This is a genomic window from Treponema sp. OMZ 840, from assembly GCF_050937815.1.
Classification (GTDB): domain Bacteria; phylum Spirochaetota; class Spirochaetia; order Treponematales; family Treponemataceae; genus Treponema_C.
Map to the genome: position 1 here is coordinate 1 of NZ_JACDIJ010000021.1, position 19,970 is coordinate 19,970.

Annotated in this window: 18 protein-coding genes and 1 tRNA gene; 7 read left to right on the top strand and 12 right to left on the bottom strand. The window is 43.1% G+C overall.

What is annotated here, in order from left to right; all coding sequences use genetic code 11:
* Positions 1–320: 320 nt before the first annotated feature.
* On the bottom strand, positions 321–1,199 hold the full coding sequence (locus tag H0R92_RS13565) for an Rpn family recombination-promoting nuclease/putative transposase (RefSeq protein ID WP_432966055.1): 879 nt from the start codon (positions 1,197–1,199) through the stop codon (positions 321–323).
* A 269-nt stretch (positions 1,200–1,468) separates the two neighbouring features.
* On the opposite strand from H0R92_RS13565, the gene ndk reads away from it, so the two are divergent.
* The 5 genes from ndk (at position 1,469) to H0R92_RS13590 (ending at position 4,817) form a co-directional block, all read left to right on the top strand.
* Positions 1,469–1,918, top strand: coding sequence for a nucleoside-diphosphate kinase (gene ndk / locus H0R92_RS13570; protein ID WP_432966058.1), 450 nt, complete (start codon positions 1,469–1,471; stop codon positions 1,916–1,918).
* Positions 1,919–1,931: 13 nt separating this feature from the next.
* Positions 1,932–2,978 carry an NAD(P)H-dependent glycerol-3-phosphate dehydrogenase gene (locus H0R92_RS13575; RefSeq protein ID WP_432966061.1) on the top strand — a complete coding sequence of 349 codons (1,047 nt, stop codon included), beginning with the start codon at positions 1,932–1,934 and terminating at the stop codon, positions 2,976–2,978.
* A gap of 4 nt (positions 2,979–2,982) precedes the next feature.
* Entirely contained in the window at positions 2,983–4,332 is a 1,350-nt protein-coding gene (gene ffh, locus H0R92_RS13580; RefSeq protein WP_432966064.1) for a signal recognition particle protein, read from the top strand.
* 72 nt (positions 4,333–4,404) lie between these two features.
* Positions 4,405–4,623 (top strand): helix-turn-helix domain-containing protein, encoded by a 219-nt coding sequence (locus tag H0R92_RS13585; RefSeq protein WP_432966067.1) that lies wholly within the window; start codon positions 4,405–4,407, stop codon positions 4,621–4,623.
* 121 nt (positions 4,624–4,744) lie between these two features.
* Positions 4,745–4,817 (top strand) — tRNA-Asn (locus H0R92_RS13590).
* A gap of 139 nt (positions 4,818–4,956) precedes the next feature.
* On the opposite strand, the gene H0R92_RS13595 is transcribed toward H0R92_RS13590, so the two are convergent.
* From H0R92_RS13595 to H0R92_RS13630, 8 genes are all read right to left on the bottom strand, one after another.
* Positions 4,957–6,132, bottom strand: a complete 1,176-nt coding sequence (locus tag H0R92_RS13595) for an NAD(P)-dependent malic enzyme (protein WP_432966070.1) — start codon at positions 6,130–6,132, stop codon at positions 4,957–4,959.
* Positions 6,133–6,134: 2 nt separating this feature from the next.
* Positions 6,135–7,151, bottom strand: a complete 1,017-nt coding sequence (gene iolG / locus H0R92_RS13600; protein ID WP_432966072.1) for an inositol 2-dehydrogenase — start codon at positions 7,149–7,151, stop codon at positions 6,135–6,137.
* 149 nt (positions 7,152–7,300) lie between these two features.
* Positions 7,301–8,311 (bottom strand): GGGtGRT protein, encoded by a 1,011-nt coding sequence (locus tag H0R92_RS13605; protein ID WP_432966075.1) that lies wholly within the window; start codon positions 8,309–8,311, stop codon positions 7,301–7,303.
* 3 nt (positions 8,312–8,314) lie between these two features.
* Complete coding sequence (locus H0R92_RS13610; RefSeq protein WP_432966078.1) at positions 8,315–9,016, bottom strand: iron-sulfur cluster assembly scaffold protein; 702 nt, start codon at positions 9,014–9,016, stop codon at positions 8,315–8,317.
* 118 nt (positions 9,017–9,134) lie between these two features.
* A complete protein-coding gene (locus H0R92_RS13615) occupies positions 9,135–11,318 on the bottom strand; it encodes a methyl-accepting chemotaxis protein (protein ID WP_432966081.1) in 2,184 nt (727 codons plus the stop codon).
* Positions 11,319–11,445: 127 nt separating this feature from the next.
* The gene (locus H0R92_RS13620) at positions 11,446–11,727 is read right to left on the bottom strand and encodes a helix-turn-helix domain-containing protein (RefSeq protein WP_432966084.1); all 282 of its coding nucleotides are present in this window, start codon (positions 11,725–11,727) and stop codon (positions 11,446–11,448) included.
* Positions 11,728–11,808: 81 nt separating this feature from the next.
* Positions 11,809–12,624 carry a bifunctional hydroxymethylpyrimidine kinase/phosphomethylpyrimidine kinase gene (gene thiD / locus H0R92_RS13625; RefSeq protein WP_432966087.1) on the bottom strand — a complete coding sequence of 272 codons (816 nt, stop codon included), beginning with the start codon at positions 12,622–12,624 and terminating at the stop codon, positions 11,809–11,811.
* Positions 12,625–12,700: 76 nt separating this feature from the next.
* The gene (locus H0R92_RS13630) at positions 12,701–13,432 is read right to left on the bottom strand and encodes a class I SAM-dependent methyltransferase (RefSeq protein ID WP_432966090.1); all 732 of its coding nucleotides are present in this window, start codon (positions 13,430–13,432) and stop codon (positions 12,701–12,703) included.
* Between the two features lie 192 nt (positions 13,433–13,624).
* Here H0R92_RS13630 and H0R92_RS13635 point away from each other — a divergent pair, with 192 nt between their 5' ends.
* Together H0R92_RS13635 and H0R92_RS13640 are read left to right on the top strand one after the other, a co-directional pair.
* Positions 13,625–14,578, top strand: coding sequence for a hypothetical protein (locus H0R92_RS13635; protein ID WP_432966093.1), 954 nt, complete (start codon positions 13,625–13,627; stop codon positions 14,576–14,578).
* Positions 14,579–14,602: 24 nt separating this feature from the next.
* On the top strand, positions 14,603–16,867 hold the full coding sequence (locus H0R92_RS13640; protein WP_432966096.1) for a BMP family ABC transporter substrate-binding protein: 2,265 nt from the start codon (positions 14,603–14,605) through the stop codon (positions 16,865–16,867).
* An 18-nt stretch (positions 16,868–16,885) separates the two neighbouring features.
* Here the strand turns inward: H0R92_RS13640 and H0R92_RS13645 are convergent, their stop codons facing one another.
* The 3 genes from H0R92_RS13645 to H0R92_RS13655 all read right to left on the bottom strand — a co-directional run bounded on the left by H0R92_RS13645 (position 16,886) and on the right by H0R92_RS13655 (position 19,968).
* Positions 16,886–18,481: an ABC transporter ATP-binding protein gene (locus H0R92_RS13645; RefSeq protein ID WP_432966099.1), complete on the bottom strand. Its 1,596-nt coding sequence runs from the start codon at positions 18,479–18,481 to the stop codon at positions 16,886–16,888.
* Positions 18,475–19,185, bottom strand: coding sequence for an energy-coupling factor transporter transmembrane component T (locus tag H0R92_RS13650; RefSeq protein ID WP_432966102.1), 711 nt, complete (start codon positions 19,183–19,185; stop codon positions 18,475–18,477). The genes H0R92_RS13645 and H0R92_RS13650 overlap by 7 nt, the downstream gene beginning before the upstream one ends.
* 201 nt (positions 19,186–19,386) lie before the next feature.
* On the bottom strand, positions 19,387–19,968 hold the full coding sequence (locus tag H0R92_RS13655) for an MptD family putative ECF transporter S component (protein ID WP_432966105.1): 582 nt from the start codon (positions 19,966–19,968) through the stop codon (positions 19,387–19,389).
* Between the last annotated feature and the right edge of the window lie 2 nt (positions 19,969–19,970).

A 19,970-nucleotide genomic window follows, 5' to 3' on the forward strand; every position in this document is an offset into this window, starting at 1 on the left:
AGCTGTGAAGCTGTGAAGCTGTGAAGCTGTGAAGCTGTGAAGCTGTGAAGCTGTGAATTTTGCGCGAGGATGCGGTACCGTGTCAAGTACTTTTGCCGTTTTTCCGAACTTTTTTGAGAACCCTTTATTGTACTGTTTAAGCGGTTTATTTTGTCCTTCATACTATACATTATAGTTCAAGTTTTTGAGAATAACAAGTTTTTGGAAAAGTTTTTTGTAATTTGTTTTTTTGGGGAAAGTGCGAGGGGCGAACTTTGAACTTTGACATTCGCACTTCGACATTCACACTTTGAACTTCGGCATTTGTACTTCGCACTTTGTTACAGTTTTTCTATTTCTTCTTTGGAAAGTCTTGTCATTTGCATAATAAAGTCAAGCTCACAATTTGCTTGTTTCATAAGTTTTGCCGTTTCAAGAGCTTTTTGGTAAGAGCCGTCGGAGAACCCTTGCTCAATTCCTTCAGCAAAAGCTATTCTGCTTGCTTCTGCACGCTGTACGGCAATGTCCGTATCATAATCATATTCTGCTACCAACATATTTATTACCTCCCGTGATTTTCTTTGTAAGTAGTCTTTTAAAATTCCCTTTTCTATACATATTTTTACCGCATTGGTAAAGCCGTTTTCGCTGTCGAGCTGCATTTGCTTTCGTACTTCTTCTACAAAAAGACTGTATTCTTCAAGCGGTTTACAGCGGCTTAATACTTCCGCTCCCTTATTCTTGTTTATGTTAAATACCTTTACTTCAAGTTCCAGCGGTATCTGTTCAGGCTTTGTAATAAAGGCATCGGAGAGTTTTAGAATTGCGGTTTCAGGATAATCATCTGTGCCATTGTAGAAAACATAGAACTCAGGCGCGGGTATTTTTGACAGCTTTCTCAGATACCTGTCTGTCGGAGCTTGCAGTTTTTCGTAGAGCCGAGCGATATACTGCAAAAAGCGTAAAGGCATATTTTCGTTTATGGTGGACTGGTGTTCAGCCAACACTATGATTTTACCGTCCACAAGGCAAGAAACATCGTTTATTATGTTCATATACATGACATTATCAAGCCTTATGTTTTCTACAGGACAAGAAAGCGGTAGATTTGTCCCATGCAAGGCATTATAAAGCGATAAAAAGTTTTCTTTTGCTTTTTCATCTTCTGCGAACAAATCAACAAAGACAGAATCTTTGTACTTTCTATTTGCAGTACTCATAACTTGCCCTCCTATTCCACCACGGATGTGCAGAAAAGCTTTAGGTAACAAGTTTTGCGAAGCAAAACTTAAGTTAAAAAGAAAACAGGATGTTTTCTTTTTAAACATTATATCCTAATTTTTCCCACAAAACAAGTTTTTGCACTTGAATTCGATTTTTTTCCGAACGTATATCGCCGGTTGTAATTTTCTTTTTCCGTCTTGCTCAAGATTTTATAAATCGTTATAATATATGGAAGTCACTATTATGTTTTTAGAGGAAACACACAATGAATGAACGATGTTTTGTAATGTTGAAGCCGGGTGCAATGAACCGCCGAATTGTAGGGGAAATTATCGGGCGCTTGGAACGAAAGGGACTTAATTTAACGGCGGTAAAGCTTATGAAACTCAGTCAGGAATTGGCGCAGCAACATTACTCCGAACACCGGAAAAAACCTTTTTTCCCCGGCTTGATTTCCTACGTTACCTCCGCGCCGGTTTTGGCGATGGTATGGGAAGGCGACAATTGTGTCGCTTTAATGCGTAAACTTGTCGGTGCGACAAATCCGGCGGAAGCTTCGCCCGGAACTATCAGGGGCGATTACTGTATTCACACGGGATTGAACATTATCCACGCTTCGGACAGTCCGAAAAATGCCGAAAGGGAAATCGCACTTTTTTTTAAACCGGATGAAATTATACCGTGGAAAGATGAGCACATGAACAAATGGATATAGGGCGGAGATTGTAATGAACGGAAAAACTATCGGTATTATAGGCGGAGGCGCATGGGGAACGGCAATGGCTCATATTCTTGCCTCCGGAGGGCACGATGTACAAATGTGGGCGCTTGAAGAAGAAGTTGTGAGCGCCGTTAATTACGAGCATGAAAACACAAAGTATTTAAAAGGAATCCCGTTGTCCCTCAAGCTCCATGCAACGGCCGACATAAAACAAGCCGCCAGCGACAAAGATTTTTTAATTTTGTCTTCACCTTCACTGTACCTTGCGCGTACCGTTGCTCAAATTGTAGACATTCCGTCCATCGTAAACGGTTCGACTTGTATAGGAGTTTTAACCAAAGGTTTTATTCCCACCGACAGCGGCGCCAAGCTTATTCTTGACGTTTTGGAAACCGTACTGCCCTTTGCATACCATAAAAATCTTGTTTACATTTCGGGCCCCAGTCATGCAGAAGAAGTCGCACAGGGAAAATTAACCGGTCTTATCGCCGCAAGTGAAAATCCGAAAAACTCAATTCGATTTAGAGAATTGATGAAAGTTCCCGGCCTTATGGTATTTTCAAGTTTAGACGTTGTCGGTGTACAAATATGCGCCGCGGCAAAAAACATTATTGCCGTTATTTTCGGCTGTCTTGACGCAATAGCGGAACAGTCGAACATGTTCGGCGATAATACCGAATCCCTGCTTTTGGCGGCCGGCTTAAATGAAATACAAACGCTCGGTTTTGCAATGGGGGCAACTCATGCCGAAACCTTTACGTCAATTGCAGGCGTGGGCGATTTGGAAGTAACCTGCCGTTCAAAATACGGACGTAACCGCCGCTTCGGGCGCGATATTATACTTCAAAATATTTTAGATCCCTTTTCGGACTTGGAAAATCTCATTGCGCGCATAAGCGAAATCGGCTATCTTCCCGAAGGTGCGGTTGCCTGTAAATATGTACAGGAAATAAGCCGCAAATTAAATATTAAACTGCCTATTTGCAGCGGTTTATACCGCATATTGAATAAAGAAATAAAACCGCTCGATTTTCTTATAGAGCTGTTGAGGTAGATGTATGCTTGAAAAAATAACGGATACCTTTTCCGGTATTATCCGCAACCTAAGCGGTAAATCGGTTATTACCGAAAAAAATATTGAAGAAACGGTCGATTCAATAAAAATGGCTTTACTCGAAGCCGACGTAAACTTACGTGTAGTGCGCCGCTTTGTCAACAGCACTATAGAAGAAGCAAAGGGCGAAAAAGTTTTGCGCGCTGTGGATCCGGGTCAGCAATTTATAAAAATCGTTCACGATAAAATTACCGCCCTGCTCGGCGACAGCAAAACCGATTTGCACTTAAAAGGCCCCGACACTCAATCCGTTATTTTATTTTTGGGTTTGCAAGGTTCCGGAAAAACAACTTCGGCGGTAAAGCTTGCCGCCCGTTTAAAAAAAGACGGCCGTAAACCTGTTTTGGCGGCATGCGATCTTGTCCGTCCGGCAGCAATACAGCAATTGTGCATTATGGCCGATAAAATTGAAGTTCCCGTATATAAAGAAGATATAAATCTGCCGGGAACTCCGAAGGATTCGATACGTATTGCAAAAAATGCAAAAATCTTTGCACAAAAAAACGGTTTTGATACCCTTATCATAGATACCGCCGGCCGTATGCAAATCGACGATTCGATGATGAATGAAATAGCCGATATAAAACAATCGCTTGTACCGAGTGAAGTTATTTTGGTTGCCGATTCTATGACGGGACAAAACGCGGTTGATATTGCAAAAACATTCGATGAACGGCTCGGCTTAACGGGTATCATATTAACCAAATTCGACTCGGATGCCAGAGGGGGCGCCGCCCTTTCGCTTAAAAGCGTAACCGGCAAGCCGATTTTATTTATCGGTACGGGCGAAAAAATAGAAGATTTTGAAGTTTTTCATCCCGAACGTATTGCGGGACGCATACTCGGCATGGGTGATGTCGTATCCCTTGTAGAAAAAGCGCAAGAAACAATGGACCTTAAAGAGGCCGAAAAACTGCAAAAAAAGATGGCTTCAAACGAATTTACTCTTGAAGATATGCTTGACCAGCTTCAACAAGTAAAAAAAATGGGACCCATCGAATCCTTATTGGAAATGATGCCCGGTTTGGCCGGTCAAATGCGGGATCAAAACATAGATACCAGCGGTTTAAAAACACAAGAAGCCATAATCCGTTCGATGACAAAAAAGGAGCGCGCCAACCATTTGATTATCGGACCTTCACGGCGCAAACGTATAGCACGCGGTTCGGGCACTTCGGTTGCCGAAGTAAACCGCCTTATCAAACAGTTTGAAAAAACACGTTTGATGATGAAAAAGATGACGAAAAACAAGGGTATGCAGGCAAAGATAATGCAGCAGTTCGGTTATTCATAAAATCCGTTATTACGCGGCCGCTGTGCTCTGTACTTTATCAGAAATATATGATATGATAGCTGAGGTGTTTTTATGCACCTTATAAAAATAATGATACGTGAAATATTGGCAAAAAACATAAAAAAATACCGCAAACGTTCGGGGCTAACTCAAAACCGTTTTGCCGAACTCTGCGGCGTATCCGCAAGTCTTGTCGCCCATATAGAAACAAAGGGCTGCAATGCTTCCATCGCATTTTTGGAAAAAGCGTGTACCGTTTTAAAAATCGCTCCCGGCCAATTATTCGAATAAACCATAAGAGTTATCGGCACTTGTCAAAAAACACGGACATATCAAAGCGATATTTTAAATCCGAAAGAAGCCGGCAAAGCTATTGACACAATTTTCTTTTTAGTGTAGATTATATCTACTTTCCCCTGTAGCTCAGTTGGCAGAGCAACAGACTGTTAATCTGTGGGTCCGCAGTTCAAGCCTGCGCGGGGGAGCTAACCGGTAAAAACCTACCCGGCCGCAACGGCCGGTTTTTTTATAAAAAAACGCCGATTAAATACGAAATTAATCGGCGCATAAAACAGTATCGTTTTTTAATCCGCTTTTAAACGGTTTTTACCTTATATTTTTTCCTTATATCCGAGCTACTCCGCTTTTTTTCGCCGCTTCACGCACGGCATAGGCAACCGCATCGGCAACCCGTTCATCGAAGGCGGCGGGAATAATGTAGTCGGGATTCAAATCTTTATCCGAAATAAGATCTGCCAACGCATAGGCGGCGGCGATTTTCATTTCATCGTTTATATCGCTTGCACGCACGTCGAAGGTTCCGCGGAATATGCCGGGAAAGGCAAGGACGTTGTTGATTTGGTTCGGAAAATCGCTTCTTCCGGTTGCAACAACCGCCGCCCCGCCCTTTTTCGCTTCGTCGGGGAAGATTTCGGGGGTGGGGTTCGCACACGCAAACACAATCGGGTCCTTATTCATTGTTTTAACCATTTCGGGGGTTAGGGTTCCCGGCGCGCTGACGCCGATAAACACGTCGGCTCCTGCAAGCACATCGGCAAGGCTGCCTTGTTTTTTTTCCTTATTCGTAACCTTTGCCATTTCTTCTTTTATCCAGTTCATGCCGTCGGTACGCCCCTCGTAAATAGCGCCCTTGCGGTCGCATAAAATCACATTATTAAAACCGCAGGATAACAAGAGTTTTGTAATCGACACGGCGGCAGCCCCCGCTCCGTTTACGACGATGCGCACTTGTTCTTTCTTTTTGCCGACTATTTTAATCGCATTTAAAAGACCTGCAAGGGTAACGACGGCCGTTCCGTGCTGGTCGTCGTGAAAAATGGGGATGTCGCATTTTTCTTTAAGTTTGCGCTCGATTTCAAAACAACGCGGAGCTGCAATATCTTCAAGGTTTACGCCGCCGAAACTGCCGGATATTAAATAAATCGTATTGACGATTTCATCAACGTCTTTGCTTTTTATACACAAGGGAAACGCGTCCACTGCGCCGAATGCTTTGAACAAAACGCATTTTCCTTCCATAACGGGCATTCCCGCTTCAGGGCCTATATCGCCCAAACCCAAAACGGCCGTTCCGTCGGTTACGACAAGACAGAGGTTGTGGCGGCGGGTTAATTCGTAGCTTTTGTTTATGTCTTTTTGAATTTCCAAACAAGGCTGTGCGACTCCCGGCGTATATGCCAACGACAAATCCTCTTTTGTTCCTACCGGAACTTTTACCGTAACTTCAATCTTGCCCTTCCACTGACCGTGGCGGCGTAATGATTCCTGTGCGTAATCCATAATTACTGTTCTCCAACCTTTACGGGCATTCCGCCCATATTATGTGATTTTTGAGCTGCAAGTGCAACCAAAACCGACTGTAAGCCGTCATAGGCACCGACAAAAACATCGGTGTTATTCAGGCATGCATCGACAAATTCCTCGGCTTCCCGAATATAGGAGTCGCGATAGCGTTCCAAAAAGAAATGCAATAACTTTTCCTGTCTTATACCGCTACCGTTATACAAGACGGTATTGTTTTGCTTAAGATTATCGGCAATTATTTGACCTTTCGAACCGAACACTTCTATTCTCTGGTCATAACCGTATGAAGATTGACGGCAATTATCGATAATACCCAAGCTTCCGTTTGCAAACCGAAGAGTAACGACGCAGGTATCCGCATCGCCCGCTTTTCCGATAGCCGGATCAACCAAGCACGCACCCGCTGCGCTAACCTCCGTAATTTCACTGCCGCAAAGATAACGCATCATGTCGAAATCATGAATTGTCATATCTGCATAAATGCCGCCGGAAGTCTTTATATATTCAATCGGCGGCGGAGCCGGATCCCGGGATGTGATTTTTATAATACGAAGCTGTCCGAGTTCTCCCGATGATACGGCTTTTTTAATACGGCAATAATCAGGGTCAAACCGCTGATTAAATCCTACTTGATATTTAACGCCTTTTTTTTTAACAATGTCAAGTACCGATTTTATTTTATGTATGTCATAATCGATGGGTTTTTCACAAAAAATATGTTTTCCGGCTTTAGCGGCTTCCATTGAAATTTCCGAATGGGTATCGGTTGAAGAGCAGATAAACACCGCTTCAATTGCAGGATCCGCTAAAATTTCTTTATAATCGTCATAGACGGCCGGTATATCGAGTAAGCGGGCAAGCTTTTGTGCTTCTTTTTTGTTTATATCGGAAAGGGCAACCGGTTTTGCCTTTGAAATCCGCCTCGCCAAATTTGAGGCATGAAGTTTGCCGATACGTCCGGCGCCGATAATACCGATTTTAAGACACTTATTCATATAGCCTCCTTACTCTAAAGCGGATTTTCGATTACCTTACGCCGGTATCACGCGGTTTGCGGGGTTTCGGCAGAGGCATCCGCCCGACTGTTTTACCGTATGTACGGAAATCGTTTGTGAAAACACATTCCCGTACATAGAGCTGTAACTTATTTATTCATCGCCTGAGCAACGTCTACGGCAACGGCAACCGAAGCGCCTACCATCGGGTTATTGCCCATGCCTAAAAAACCCATCATTTCAACATGGGCGGGTACCGACGAAGAGCCGGCAAACTGGGCGTCCGAATGCATACGTCCCATCGTATCGGTCATACCGTAAGATGCGGGGCCGGCAGCCATATTGTCCGGATGCAGGGTACGTCCCGTGCCGCCGCCGGAAGCTACGGAAAAGTATTTTTTACCTTTTTCGTTGCATTCTTTTTTATACGTACCGGCAACGGGGTGCTGAAAGCGCGTCGGGTTTGTCGAGTTTCCGGTAATGGAAACGTCAACGCCTTCGCAGTGCATAACCGCGACACCCTCGCGAACATCGTCAACGCCGTAGCATTTTACCTTTGCGCGTTCGCCGGAAGAATAAGGAATTTCTTTAACGATTTTCAATTCTCCAGTATAATAATCGAACTTTGTTTGTACATAGGTAAAGCCGTTAATGCGGCTGATAATTTGCGCGGCATCCTTTCCTAAGCCGTTTAAAATACAACGCAGGGGTTCTTTACGAACCTTATCGGCCTTTGCAGCAATTTTAATGGCTCCTTCGGCGGCGGCAAAAGATTCGTGTCCCGCCAAAAAGCAAAAACACTTTGTTTCTTCGCGCAAAAGGCGGGCTGCAAGGTTTCCGTGTCCCAAACCGACTTTGCGGTCTTCGGCGACGGAACCGGGTATGCAAAATGCTTGCAGCCCTATACCGATAGCCTCGGCGGCGGCATCGGCCGTTTTACAGCCTTTTTTAATTGCAATGGCCGCTCCGCATACATAGGCCCATTTTGCGTTTTCAAAAGCGATGGGTTGAGTTTCTTCAACCGTTTTATAGGGATTTATTCCGATTTTTTCACAAATCTCTTTTGCTTCTTCCAGCGAGGCGATGCCGTTTTCTTTTAAAACCTTAGTTACCTTATCGATACGGCGCTCGTAGCTTTCAAATGTTATTTTTTCGGCCATATGTTACTCCTTTCTCGGATCAATCAATTTAACCGCACCCTGCTCTTCGGTTGTGCGTCCGTATTGTCCGCGCGCTTTTTCCATAGCAGTTGCAGGATCGTCGCCGTTTTTAATAAAATCCATCATTTTTCCGAAATGAATAAACTTATAACCGATAACGGCGCCGTCCTTATCGACTGCAACCTTTTCGACATAGCCTTCGGCCATTTCCAAGTAGCGCGGGCCGGTTTTTGATGTGGCAAACATCGTTCCTACTTGCGAGCGCAAGCCCTTACCTAAATCCTCAAGGGAAGCACCGATAACCAAGCCGCCGTCGCTGAATGCCGACTGAGTTCGTCCGTATACGATTTGCAAAAACAATTCGCGCATCGCCGTATTGATTGCGTCGCATACCAAGTCGGTATTCAAAGCTTCGATAATCGTTTTACCGATAAGAATCTCGCAAGCCATAGCCGCCGAATGGGTCATACCCGAACAACCGATTGTTTCCACCAAAGCTTCATGAATGACTCCGTCCTTGACATTCAATGTAAGCTTGCAAGCTCCTTGTTGAGGGGCGCACCAGCCGATACCGTGGGTAAAGCCCGATATGTCCTTTACCTCTTTTGCCTGAACCCACTTTCCTTCTTCGGGAATAGGCGCCGGACCATGACAGGCGGCCTTCGCTAAAGGGCACATGTGTTCCACTTCTGCAGAATATACCATTTTTGTCTCCTATAAAAATGTTATGAATACTATATAAAATCGGAAATAAAATTACTAGAGTTCTCATGCACGGACAAACATAAAAATTCGATTTTTACCCTTTGTCCGTGCAAGGAGCTTATACTTTAAACTTCTTTACTTCGGCGGCAAGATTATTTATGCTTTCTTTATTTTTTTGTGTAATTTCACGAACTTCCTGCACCGCTTTATTGATTTCGTTGGATCCGGCAGACATTTCACTCATACTGTTCGTAATCATTTGCGTCAGGCTGTCAAGCTTATCCACTTCTTGGGCAGCATTCCGCCCGCCGGTCATCATTTCGGCAGAACCGTCGGAAACTTCAACCGTTACCCTGTTAATATCCCGTATAGCGGTTAAAACTTCACGGCTTGCACTGCCCTGCTCTCGCATCGCTTCGGTTAATTGATTACTCATCATTTTAACTTGCTCGGATAAGGTGAAAATCGTCGTAAACTTTTCTTCAACGGTTTTTGCCGCTGCCGATAAAAGCTCTATTTCACCGCTGAGAACTTTTAATGTTGCGGTAATCGTTTTACCCTGCGAACTTGATTCTTCCGCAAGTTTTCTTATTTCATCGGCAACAACCGCAAAGCCTTTGCCGGCTTCTCCGGCATGAGCGGCTTCAATAGCGGCATTCATCGCCAAAAGATTGGTTTGACTTGCAATATGCTGAATAACGCTTGAAGCTTCCAAAAGGCTTCCCGACTCTTCGGCAATCCGCTGAGTAACGCCGCCGGCCGTTGCAATCGTATCCTTGCCGTCGGAAGTTGCGGTTGCAAGCGTTTTAATCACACCGTCGGTTTTTTCAAGCGTTTGAGAAATAGAACCGATATTTGCAACCATCTGTTCTATCGCCGAAGAAGATTGAGCGACGCTTGCCGCCTGCATTTCGATGCTTTCGTTAAGCTGCTGTATCGTATGCATAATTTCTTCAACGGTCGCCGACGTTTCCGACACACTGGCGGCTTGGGTCACTACTTGCTGTTTTACACCTTCAATATTTGCAGTTATTTCATTTACGGCACTGGCGGTTTGCGTCATATTGCTTGCCAGTTCGCCGCCGATTTCCTGCATCATATCGGCATTCGTACCGACGGTTTTAATTGCCGTCCTAATTTTTTCCATCGTTTCGTTAAAATAGCGGGCAATATTAACGATTTCCGAAATACCGGAAAGCGGCAAACGCACCGTTAAATCGCCTTCCCCTTGAGCAATGTCGCGCAAAACCGCAACGATTTTTTCAAGCGGCTTAATAAAGTATTTGAGAACCAACCATACAACCGGAATACAAAACAGCAAAATGCAGATAAGGGTTATAATAAGATTCCGTAACACCCTGCGGCCGATCGATTCGAATTCTTTTTGTTCAATAACGGAAATATACTTCCATCCCAACTGCGAATTGGGGGATTCGGTACTGCACAACACATATTTTACGCCGGAAATACTGCCGCGTATATGTTTTTGCATACCGTTTTTTAAAGCGGACGCATAAAGCGCTTGTTCATCTATACTTTTTCCTACAAGCTCATCTTTTTTCGGATGCGCTATAACCGTATCGTTTTTATCTACTATGATAATGTAACCCGTTTCTCCGATACTTGTATTTTGAACGACTTCTTTAAGATACGACAAATCTACGGAAGTGGATAAAACGCCTTTCAGTTTGTCGCCGTCAAGTATTTTATCGGTAATTTCAAGGGATAATTCATTTGCGGAAGAAATATAGAGGTCGGAAAGTACTTGGCGGTTTGCGCTTAACGCACAATTTTTATACCAACTTCGAGTACGAACATCATAACCTGCCGCACGATCTTTTACCGGATACATAAGAATCCCGCCGTCACTTTCGGTGCCGACGGTTAAATACGTAACGGACGGAAACGCTTCTACAAACTTTTGAAACATATCGTACAGCGCCCGCTCTTCTTTTCCGAAACGTTCCGGCAGCATACGAACCGTATTTTCGGGCGTTTCGGCTTTCAGATTTACATAAGAAGTGATTTTTCCGTCGGCTTGTACAATCGGTTCGGTACGGACAAGCGCCGTATTCAAATCCTTTAAATTTTCAATTAAATCATTTACATGGGTGTCTATCCCGTAAACTTTTTCATTCATTTTTAGATTGTAATTTGCATAACTTTCATTCAATGCGCGAATATAGTTAAAGATACCAACGGTTAATGCCGGTACAACGGCTAAAGCCGTAATAAGCATTACCGAACCGTATCTGTACCGCGATTTTCTTTCCGCCGCTTTTACAGTACTTTTTGTTTCCATAATTCTATCCTTTGGTGAATACAATAGTGTTATGAATAAGAGATTATAGCAAAATTCATAAAATATCAAGATAAAGGTATGTGTTTAAAAACAGGTAAAACTATAGGTGAAAATATTAATGAGGAAATTATTCTTGCGAGGAATCGGCAGCACTGCCCCAAACCGGCCGGGCAGACACAACATCGCCGTACAAGCTGTGTACGCTTTCGGTTTCCGATAATTTTATTATATCAGACAGACTTTCTTCCAGTGCAATCGAAACTTTTTCCAAGGTTGAAAAGGTCGGACTGATAAGATCATTTTCCAAGCGATATACATATCCTTTGTTTAAGCCCGCTCTGGAACATAATTCATTTTTGGATATGCCTTTTTTTAAACGGATGCGGCGCAAAGTTTTTCCGATATTCATGCACGTATTTTAGCAACAGTATTTTCAGTATATAATTATGCATCTTTGCACACCTGCTTTTACCCGGAAGGGGGCGCAGCATTAAAAAGCTTTACGCCATGCGGAAGGATTGCCCGGGCCGACCCATCGATTCAATTGAAAAGATGCGCTTAAGCTTTCCGTAATAAATTTTTTGGCAAGTAAAACCGCTTCACGCACGGAAAAAGAGCGCGCAAGACCTGCGGTAACGGCGGCGGCAACCGTACAGCCGGCTCCGTGTGTCCATTCGGTTGCAATAAGCGGGCTTTCTATAAATTCGGCCGATGTACCGTCGTAAAAAAGATCCGAAGCGCAGGATAAGCCGGAAGCTGCGGCAAGCTTGGAACCGCCTTTTATAAAAACGTTTTTCGCTCCCTTATCCGCAATAATGCGCGCCGCCGTTTCCATTTGTTCTTTTGTAGTGATTTCATCCGTACCGGCAAGCTGCGCAGCTTCAAACAGATTCGGCGTAACCACAGTACACAGGGGCAGCAGTTTTTTTTCAAGATCGCGGTTTAATTCCGGATGCAAAGCTTCTCCCGCCCCCTTACACACCATAACCGGATCCAAAACATAGGTACGGTTTTTGTGCGCACTTATGTATTCGCGCGCAAGTTCTATCGCATAGGAGCTGCCGAGCATTCCCGTTTTAACGGCATCGGGTCCTATACCCGCAAAAATCGTTTCCAGCTGCGCGCGCAGCACTTTTTCTTCAAGGGGAAAAACCGCATGCGCCCAATTATTGTGCGGATCCATTGTCGCAATCAGAGTAACGGCGGCCATACCGTATACGCCGTATTCTTCAAATGTTTTTAAATCCGCTTCCAAACCGGCACCGCCGGAAGCGTCGGAACCGGCAATAGTTGCTGCTTTAATCATAATTCACCTCTTTCGGAATATACCTGTATTATACACAAAATTGTAAGATACGGCAATAAAGAGGCTGCAGCCTGCGTTATTTTTGTGCCGTGTAAATTGTTGCAAATTCGCGCATATCGCTTTTTGTACGCCGGAAATCGGAATATGCGTGCATATCCGCAAAGCCCGTACTTTTTAAAAAATCGTATATTTCTTTTTGCTTTAGCGGTAAAAGAAGGGTGCGCTCGCAAAACGTTCGGTTTCGGAGTTTATCGGTAAATTCGATAACAAAGCCGATTTTTTCGCCCGAAGGAAATTCGTATTTTCTTTTAAAGATAAAATCGGCGGTTTCGATTGTTTTAAAATCGACTTTTTGTTCGGCAAGAATTATATCGTAATTCAATATTTGAAAAATAAAGGTACCGCCGCAGGCAAGATTTTTATACACGGAAGAAAAAAAAGCAGATACTTCATCTTTGTTTTCGAGATGTACGAGGGTATTGCCGAAACACAAAACCGCATCAAAGATTCCGAACGTGCTTAAAGAGCGCATATCGGCGGTATAAAATTCGGGTGCTTGTTCGGCGCAAAAACGGCGAACCGCCTCTTTTGCAGCTTTTTGTGCGCGCACAATCATAGCGGTATTTAAATCGACGCCGACCGTTTTATAGCCGGCTTTGCACAGTTCAAAAGCAAGCTCGCCTGTCGCACAGCCTGCATCAAAAACTCGGGCGCCGGGTGCAAAAAAACTTTGCACAAAGGCGGTTTTTTCTTTTTCAAGCGGGAAAATCCGTTCGTAATTGGCGGCAATAGAATCGTACATATTCATATTATAAATATACGATATTTTTATCCGAAAAAAAAGACATCCTTGTCCGAAAACCGGTCTTTTAAGCCGTAATCTGCCGCCTTATATTGAAAGAATAATAATTTATTGATAGTATGAATTTTATTAAGGATATTTTTGAATATGAAAAAAAGCTTTTTTATTTTTTTCGTTCCGTTGTATACATCCTTTTTTATGATTTTATTTTTTTCGTGTGCAACTTCGAAACAAACGGAAAAAACGCCCGAATGGCTTACCGATATAAAATCCGTATATCCGGAAAACAGGTTTATCGCACTGATCGGAAGCGGTAAAAATCAACAGGAAGCCGAAAACGACGCCGCAGCATACATAGCTCAATTTTTTAGTACCGAAATTTCACGGGAAACTTTTTCCGAGATAAAAATGTCGGAGGAAAACGGCGGTTTTTCCGCCGATAAAAGTATCGATTCAAGAGTCCGTCTTTTTTCAAAAGCCGTTTTTTCCGGCATTGTCTATGAAAAGCCGTTCTATGACAAAAAAAAGAACGTATGGTTCAGTGCCGCCGTAATAGATAAGCAAAAAGCATGGATTCGGCTCGGACCGGAACTTTCCGCTTTGGAAGCGGAAATCGTGCGTTTGTACGATAAAGCTTTAACTGAAAAAGACAGCTTTACAAAAATAATGGGTTTAAAAAAAACAGAAATTTTGTGCAACCGCTTTAACGAAAAATTTATTTTTGCCCATGCCCTGAATCCGGCAAGCGCTGCACTTTACAATCATATCCAGACAATACGCACGGCAGTACCCTTTGCGATTTATGAAGCGGCACAAAGTTCACCCATACATATACAAACCGAAAACGATCAAAAAGACCGTATAGCAATGCAGTTTACTAAAACGCTTGCCGCATTCGGTTTTCCCGTAACGGACGATATAAAAACGGCCCGCTATGTTTTAACCGCTCATGTCCGTTTGGAAGAAAAAAGCGGTGAGTTAATCGCAATTATTCCTTCGGTGCAAGCGGCAATTAAAAATCAAGAAGGTATTTTTTATTCATACGCAAAAAAAGGACAAAAAGTTTTATCGTATACTTTGGAGGGTGCGCGGCACAAAGCTTTTAGGCAGTTGGAAACGGATATAGAAAAAAGCTTTTTGGTGTTTGAATAATTTTGAACAATATCGGAGATAACCATGAAAGATAAAAAAATCGGATGTATAATATTTTGCCGCTTTTCGGCTGTGCATTTGTTGACGCTTTTAAGCATATGTACTTTGCTGCTGGCGGCATGTACTACAACCGAAGTCGGCACACCGAAAGCACACACAGGCTCTCTTTATGCGGGGGCGGACGGTTCCGAATATACGGTTGCTGTTGACTTTAGATTAAAGTCGAAATTTTCCGAAAACGATGCTCAACTGTGCGCGCTTACGCATAAATATTTTACGGCAGGAATAAAAAAATATTCGGCCATTACTCTTGTTGAGCGTGCCGACCTTAATATGATTACACAGGTTCAAAAAGAATCGGAACAAGCATTTTTCGATGAAAACGATGCTTTGATTTTAGGAAAATTAAAAAATGCAAAATACTTGATTTTAGGAGATTTAACGAATATAGGACAAAAATACAACCTGAGTGTAAAAGTCGTAAATGTTGAAACTGCCGTAGTAGAAGGAATGTTTTCAAAAAATTACAGTTATGCACAAATAGAATCGCACATTGCCGCATGCGAAGCATTGCTCGAATTGTTCAATGCGCTATCCGTTAAGCTCACTCCGAACGGGAAACAAAATCTTATAACGGCTATAGATATTGCACATGCACAAATCGCGGAAGAAAATAATGATACGGCGGCGGCAATGGGTTTTTATACTAAAGCTTTTAATAAAAACGGAAACAAACAAACTTTGAAAAAAATACAAGCATTGCAAAGGGCAAAAAAAGTCGACTGGATTTCCGTTCAATTACAGATAAAAAATTTTATGCATAATGAATTTGCCGTATATACCTATGTACCGCGCCCCGAAATGAGCGGGGAAAATTTTATAACACTGACATACTATGTTTCGGTTTTTCCCGATAAAGCGGCACTCGATACTTACACCGAATTAAAAAATCAAGCTGCAAAAACCGACGGAAGCTTAGGTTGGGAAGATTCGTTTTTTTTTCCGGATTACGAAATAAACTTTGCCTTGTATAATGCGGACGGCAAGCATCTCGGGTCGGCCGTTCGCTATTATGAAGCTTCACATATAAAACCGCCGGCAGTGCCGCTTACGCAAACGGAATTGCGAAAATTTTATGAACGATATTATAAAATCGTTTTTACGGGTATCCCCAAAGAGAGTCTATACGAAACTGATATTTTTATAGACAAAATAACATTGGTAAACAATAAAGAAAAAAAATCAATTATAGCTTCTCCCGTGCGGATGCTTACGGAAAACGAATATAAGGACTTATTCCGACAAGATATAAAAAAGACTGAAAAAAAACAAAACAAAGCATTTACTGCCGCAATGATAAGTAACGGAACGAATATCGATGATGCATGGTTTGACCGGCCCGTATGGGAAGGCTTAAAACTGGCTGAAAAGGGATTAGGCATAAAAACACAGTATGTCATATCCGGAAATGACCGAAAAACCAATAATACATCACTGGAAAAGTTGCTAAAAAACGGATGTGATATGGTTTTTTGCCCCGATCGATTTTCGGATATCGTCCTTGAATTCCAATCGCAATACCCCGGCACAAAATTTATTATTTTCCATACTGCAAAACCCGAAAATTTTCCCTCCGAAGATTTTAAAGACGGGCAAAATGTAACGCATATTATTTTTTCAGAGGCGGAAGCCGCTTTTTTGGCAGGAGCAGCCGCAGCGCTGCATGTGCAAAAGGGAAGTTTCGGCTTTATCGGGTGGGCTCAGGATTGGTTTTCGGATGCACAATACGACAAGGGGTGGCAGCAGGGTATCCGCTATGCAAACGACTGTTTGGGAACAAACATAGAAATAAATCAAGAAAATATTGTATACAGAAACGATTATCCGGATATCCAAGAACGCTATATTGCACAAACCTTGTATGAGCGAGGCGTAAACGTAATTTTCAGCTGTTATGATTTTGTTATCAATGAGGCAAAAACAAACAATCGTGCGGGGAAAACGGCGTGGACGGTCGGATTTTATTACGATAAGTACTTTGCAGGAAGTGTTTCGGAAAATTCGTCAGTTATATTGACTTCGGCAATTACGGATTTTACCCGCGTTTGTTTTGATATCATTCAGGGTGAACTGCGAGGTATCTTTAAAGGCGGAGATATTTTTTATTTAGGCGTACCTTATACGGGGTTGCCGGAAAATAATCCGAACCTTTCACTTGAAATTCAAAAACAAGTATATGAAATTGCACGTAAAATCAAAGCGGAAGAAATTGTAATAGATTACGAATAATTTTTTGCCCAATAACGTTTATCCGTTTTTTAATAAGTTGAATAAGCGTTCGGCTTCTTTATTGTCAAAGGCTCCGTGACAGGCAATACCGCCTTTTTCCATAAGAACGACTTCATCGGCGACAAGGCTTAAAAATTCAAAGTCATGGCTGATAATTAAAATCAGGTTTTCAGGAGAACGTATGGAATTGATAAGACGGGCGGTTTCTTTCATATGGAAATAGTCCATCCCCGAAGTCGGCTCGTCCATAATGATAATATGTGCACCCGAACCGACAGCAGCGCCTATCGAAACGCGCTGTTTTTGTCCGCCGGATAAGCTTAACGGATGACGTTCCTTTACTTCGCTTAAATTCATTTTTTGTAAAATCTCTTCGGTTGTAAAAATCGGAGCGGTTTGCGTACTGCTGCGCGGTTTGTTTTTGCCCAGCTCTATTTCGTCTGCAACGCTTTCGGTAAAAAGCTGATAGCCGACATCCTGCAAAACCATATACGAAATTTTAAGGCGCTGTGCGGCCTTTGTTTTTTTTCCGTCGATAAAAACTTCATCGGTGCGGCTTTTTAACAAACCGGTAAGACATTGGGCAAGGGTGCTTTTGCCCTGTCCGTTTTTTCCCGTAAGCGCGATAATTTTACCGAAATCAAGCTGCAAATTACGGACATCTAAAAAATCCCGCTTATCTTTCGGGAAACGGTAAGACAATTGTTCGATATGTAAAGAAGACGATTTTACCGAAGAAAGAGGGGCCGTTGAAGGCGGACAAAGCGGGCGCATTCGTTCGTCGGCAGGACACTCAAACGTGCGTTCGTTTATACTGACGGGACGGAGCAAAAGCTCTTTGCGTTTTTTTCCGCTTAAAGCTGCAAATTCTTTACGGGTAAAGGATTGCGCAATTTTTCCGTCTTTAATTAAAAAAGCGCGGTCGATTATATCTTTAAGAAAATACAGGCGGTGCTCGCTGATAATAAGGGTTTTACCCGCTTCTTTTAAAAAACGCAGTACGTCCGCTATTTTTTCGATATAGTATAAATCCAAATTCGAAGTGGGCTCATCGAATAAAAGAATATCGGTATCGGATGCGAGGGCCGAGGCAATCGCTATCATTTGTTTTTCGCCGCCGGAGAGGTTAAAAATGTTGCGGTCGAGCAAGTGTTCTATATGTAAGAATTTCGACACAAAATCCAAGCGTTCGCGCATTTTTTCAAAAGCCGTACCCGTATTTTCGAGGGCAAATACAATTTCGGATGTCGTATCCAAATTAAAAAACTGGGATTTGGGATTTTGAAAAACGGTTGCAACCGTTTTTGAAATATCGTAGATCGGTTTTCCCGTGCTGTTTTCGCTAAAAAGCCTGATTTCGCCCGACAGTTTTCCTTCATAATAATTGGGAATCAAGCCGTTTACCGCCCGTAAAAGACTTGTTTTTCCGCAGCCCGATATGCCGGTAAGTAAAACGCATTCACCTTTTTGTACCGAAAGGGATATGCCGTCGATGGCACTGGATGTACCCGTCGCGGCGTCTAAAGCGGCGGTTTCACCGTTTGAGGCGGCGGAACGGACGGCGGAACCGTATGCAAAAAAAATGTTTTGAATATCGACGGCGGAGTTTACCATATATACATCCTTGTTCCCGCCGCAGCGACAAACACTGCGACAATATAGAAAAAAATAAAAACATCGGCAAGCATAAAGCGGGCGGTTTTATAGCGGACTTTTTTTCCGGGGGCATCGACCCCCTTTGTGTGTCCTGCCGCCGCAAGTTCGTCTCCTATGCGGGACGCCGAAGACAAAAGGGGTACCATAACGTATTCGAGGGTAAGCAGGGGCTTTCGCATAACGTTTGCCGCATTAAGGCCGATACCGCGCATTTTCATTGCGTTTTTTATATGTGCGAATTCTTCTTTTAAAGTGGGAAAAAAGCGGAACATAACCGCAACGGTTATAACAAGCGAATACGGCAGTTTTAATTTTTCAAGGGCGTTTATTAAAAGACCTACGGGAGTGGAATCGATAAGGTATTTTCCGGCGACAATGGGCATCATAAAGCGGCGTACCATAAAGCAAACCGGTAAGATAACGCTTGTAACGCCGGGAATGTTTTCAGGCAAATAAGTAAGGCCCGCAAGAAATAAAAAAAACAACATCAACTTCAGCGCGGTACGGGCCTGTCCGTTCGTTAAAAACAAAAAGGCTAACAGCAGGGCGCTTAAAACTTCCGCATACACGGGTACGGAAAGGGTTATCGATACGCCCATTGCCAGTACTAAAAAAATCTTTGTTCTGGGGTCAAGGGTAAGTTTTATATTTTGACTGTGCATTTTAATTTCCCGTTTTTTATCTTATGCGTGAGCGATTGGAGGGGGGAGGTATATTTTTTTCAAAAAATATACCTCAGCATTTTTGACGACGCATATCGGCGGAAAAAATGCCGGCAGCCCCGCAAAGCGCGGCCGGGTTGTCAAAAAGTCGGTTACTTTTTTGACAACCCGGCACGCCCGAAAAAACATCGTTTTTAATCTTTACACCAAGCCGGCTTTTTCAAAATGTTTTTTGAGAATCTTTTTACCCAAAAGTCCGCCGAGGATTCCGCCTGCAAAGGCGGTAGCGTAGAGAATAGGCATAATCCACCACGGAAGGTTTGTGAGTTCTTCGGCATAGGCGGTACCCATCATCTTTTCGGTGAGGGCAAAATATTGCTCTTTTAAGATAAAGATTTGCCAAAATGCGCCGCAAAGCCACAGGGACATTATCGAATAGCCTGCAATGCCGCCCTTTGCGGTGTTGTACCCGATTTGTTTACGAACGAATTCGGCAAGGGCGGCGACAATGAGCGTGTGTACGGCAACGACGGGGGTGTGTCCCATAAGGGTCATAAGACAGCCGGGTATGGCGGCGAAAATAAAGAGGCCGAAGGGTTTTTGTACCTTTGCAAGCAAAAACATCGCCGCAATGCCTAAAAGCAGGCTGACCGTAAAGGGAAAGGCCAAATAGGTAACAACTAAAAAGCCCAGCGGCATTCCGATGACAAAAAGTCCGGCAAAATAAATCACGGAGAAAATACCGATATTTATCAAATCCTTTAAAACCAATTTGTTGTTCATAC

What these genes read in the sequence shown, in the direction of transcription:
- H0R92_RS13650 (WP_432966102.1), bottom strand. Translation starts at nt 19,185, where the DNA reads ATGCACAGTCAAAATATAAAACTTACCCTTGACCCCAGAACAAAGATT.
- H0R92_RS13605 (WP_432966075.1), bottom strand. Translation starts at nt 8,311, where the DNA reads ATGGCCGAAAAAATAACATTTGAAAGCTACGAGCGCCGTATCGATAAG.
- H0R92_RS13635 (WP_432966093.1), top strand. Translation starts at nt 13,625, where the DNA reads ATGATTTTATTTTTTTCGTGTGCAACTTCGAAACAAACGGAAAAAACG.
- H0R92_RS13645 (WP_432966099.1), bottom strand. Translation starts at nt 18,481, where the DNA reads ATGGTAAACTCCGCCGTCGATATTCAAAACATTTTTTTTGCATACGGT.
- ffh (WP_432966064.1), top strand. Translation starts at nt 2,983, where the DNA reads ATGCTTGAAAAAATAACGGATACCTTTTCCGGTATTATCCGCAACCTA.
- H0R92_RS13655 (WP_432966105.1), bottom strand. Translation starts at nt 19,968, where the DNA reads ATGAACAACAAATTGGTTTTAAAGGATTTGATAAATATCGGTATTTTC.
- thiD (WP_432966087.1), bottom strand. Translation starts at nt 12,624, where the DNA reads ATGATTAAAGCAGCAACTATTGCCGGTTCCGACGCTTCCGGCGGTGCC.
- H0R92_RS13620 (WP_432966084.1), bottom strand. Translation starts at nt 11,727, where the DNA reads ATGAATATCGGAAAAACTTTGCGCCGCATCCGTTTAAAAAAAGGCATA.
- H0R92_RS13615 (WP_432966081.1), bottom strand. Translation starts at nt 11,318, where the DNA reads ATGGAAACAAAAAGTACTGTAAAAGCGGCGGAAAGAAAATCGCGGTAC.
- ndk (WP_432966058.1), top strand. Translation starts at nt 1,469, where the DNA reads ATGAATGAACGATGTTTTGTAATGTTGAAGCCGGGTGCAATGAACCGC.
- H0R92_RS13565 (WP_432966055.1), bottom strand. Translation starts at nt 1,199, where the DNA reads ATGAGTACTGCAAATAGAAAGTACAAAGATTCTGTCTTTGTTGATTTG.
- H0R92_RS13595 (WP_432966070.1), bottom strand. Translation starts at nt 6,132, where the DNA reads ATGGATTACGCACAGGAATCATTACGCCGCCACGGTCAGTGGAAGGGC.
- H0R92_RS13585 (WP_432966067.1), top strand. Translation starts at nt 4,405, where the DNA reads ATGCACCTTATAAAAATAATGATACGTGAAATATTGGCAAAAAACATA.
- iolG (WP_432966072.1), bottom strand. Translation starts at nt 7,151, where the DNA reads ATGAATAAGTGTCTTAAAATCGGTATTATCGGCGCCGGACGTATCGGC.
- H0R92_RS13575 (WP_432966061.1), top strand. Translation starts at nt 1,932, where the DNA reads ATGAACGGAAAAACTATCGGTATTATAGGCGGAGGCGCATGGGGAACG.
- H0R92_RS13630 (WP_432966090.1), bottom strand. Translation starts at nt 13,432, where the DNA reads ATGAATATGTACGATTCTATTGCCGCCAATTACGAACGGATTTTCCCG.
- H0R92_RS13610 (WP_432966078.1), bottom strand. Translation starts at nt 9,016, where the DNA reads ATGGTATATTCTGCAGAAGTGGAACACATGTGCCCTTTAGCGAAGGCC.
- H0R92_RS13640 (WP_432966096.1), top strand. Translation starts at nt 14,603, where the DNA reads ATGAAAGATAAAAAAATCGGATGTATAATATTTTGCCGCTTTTCGGCT.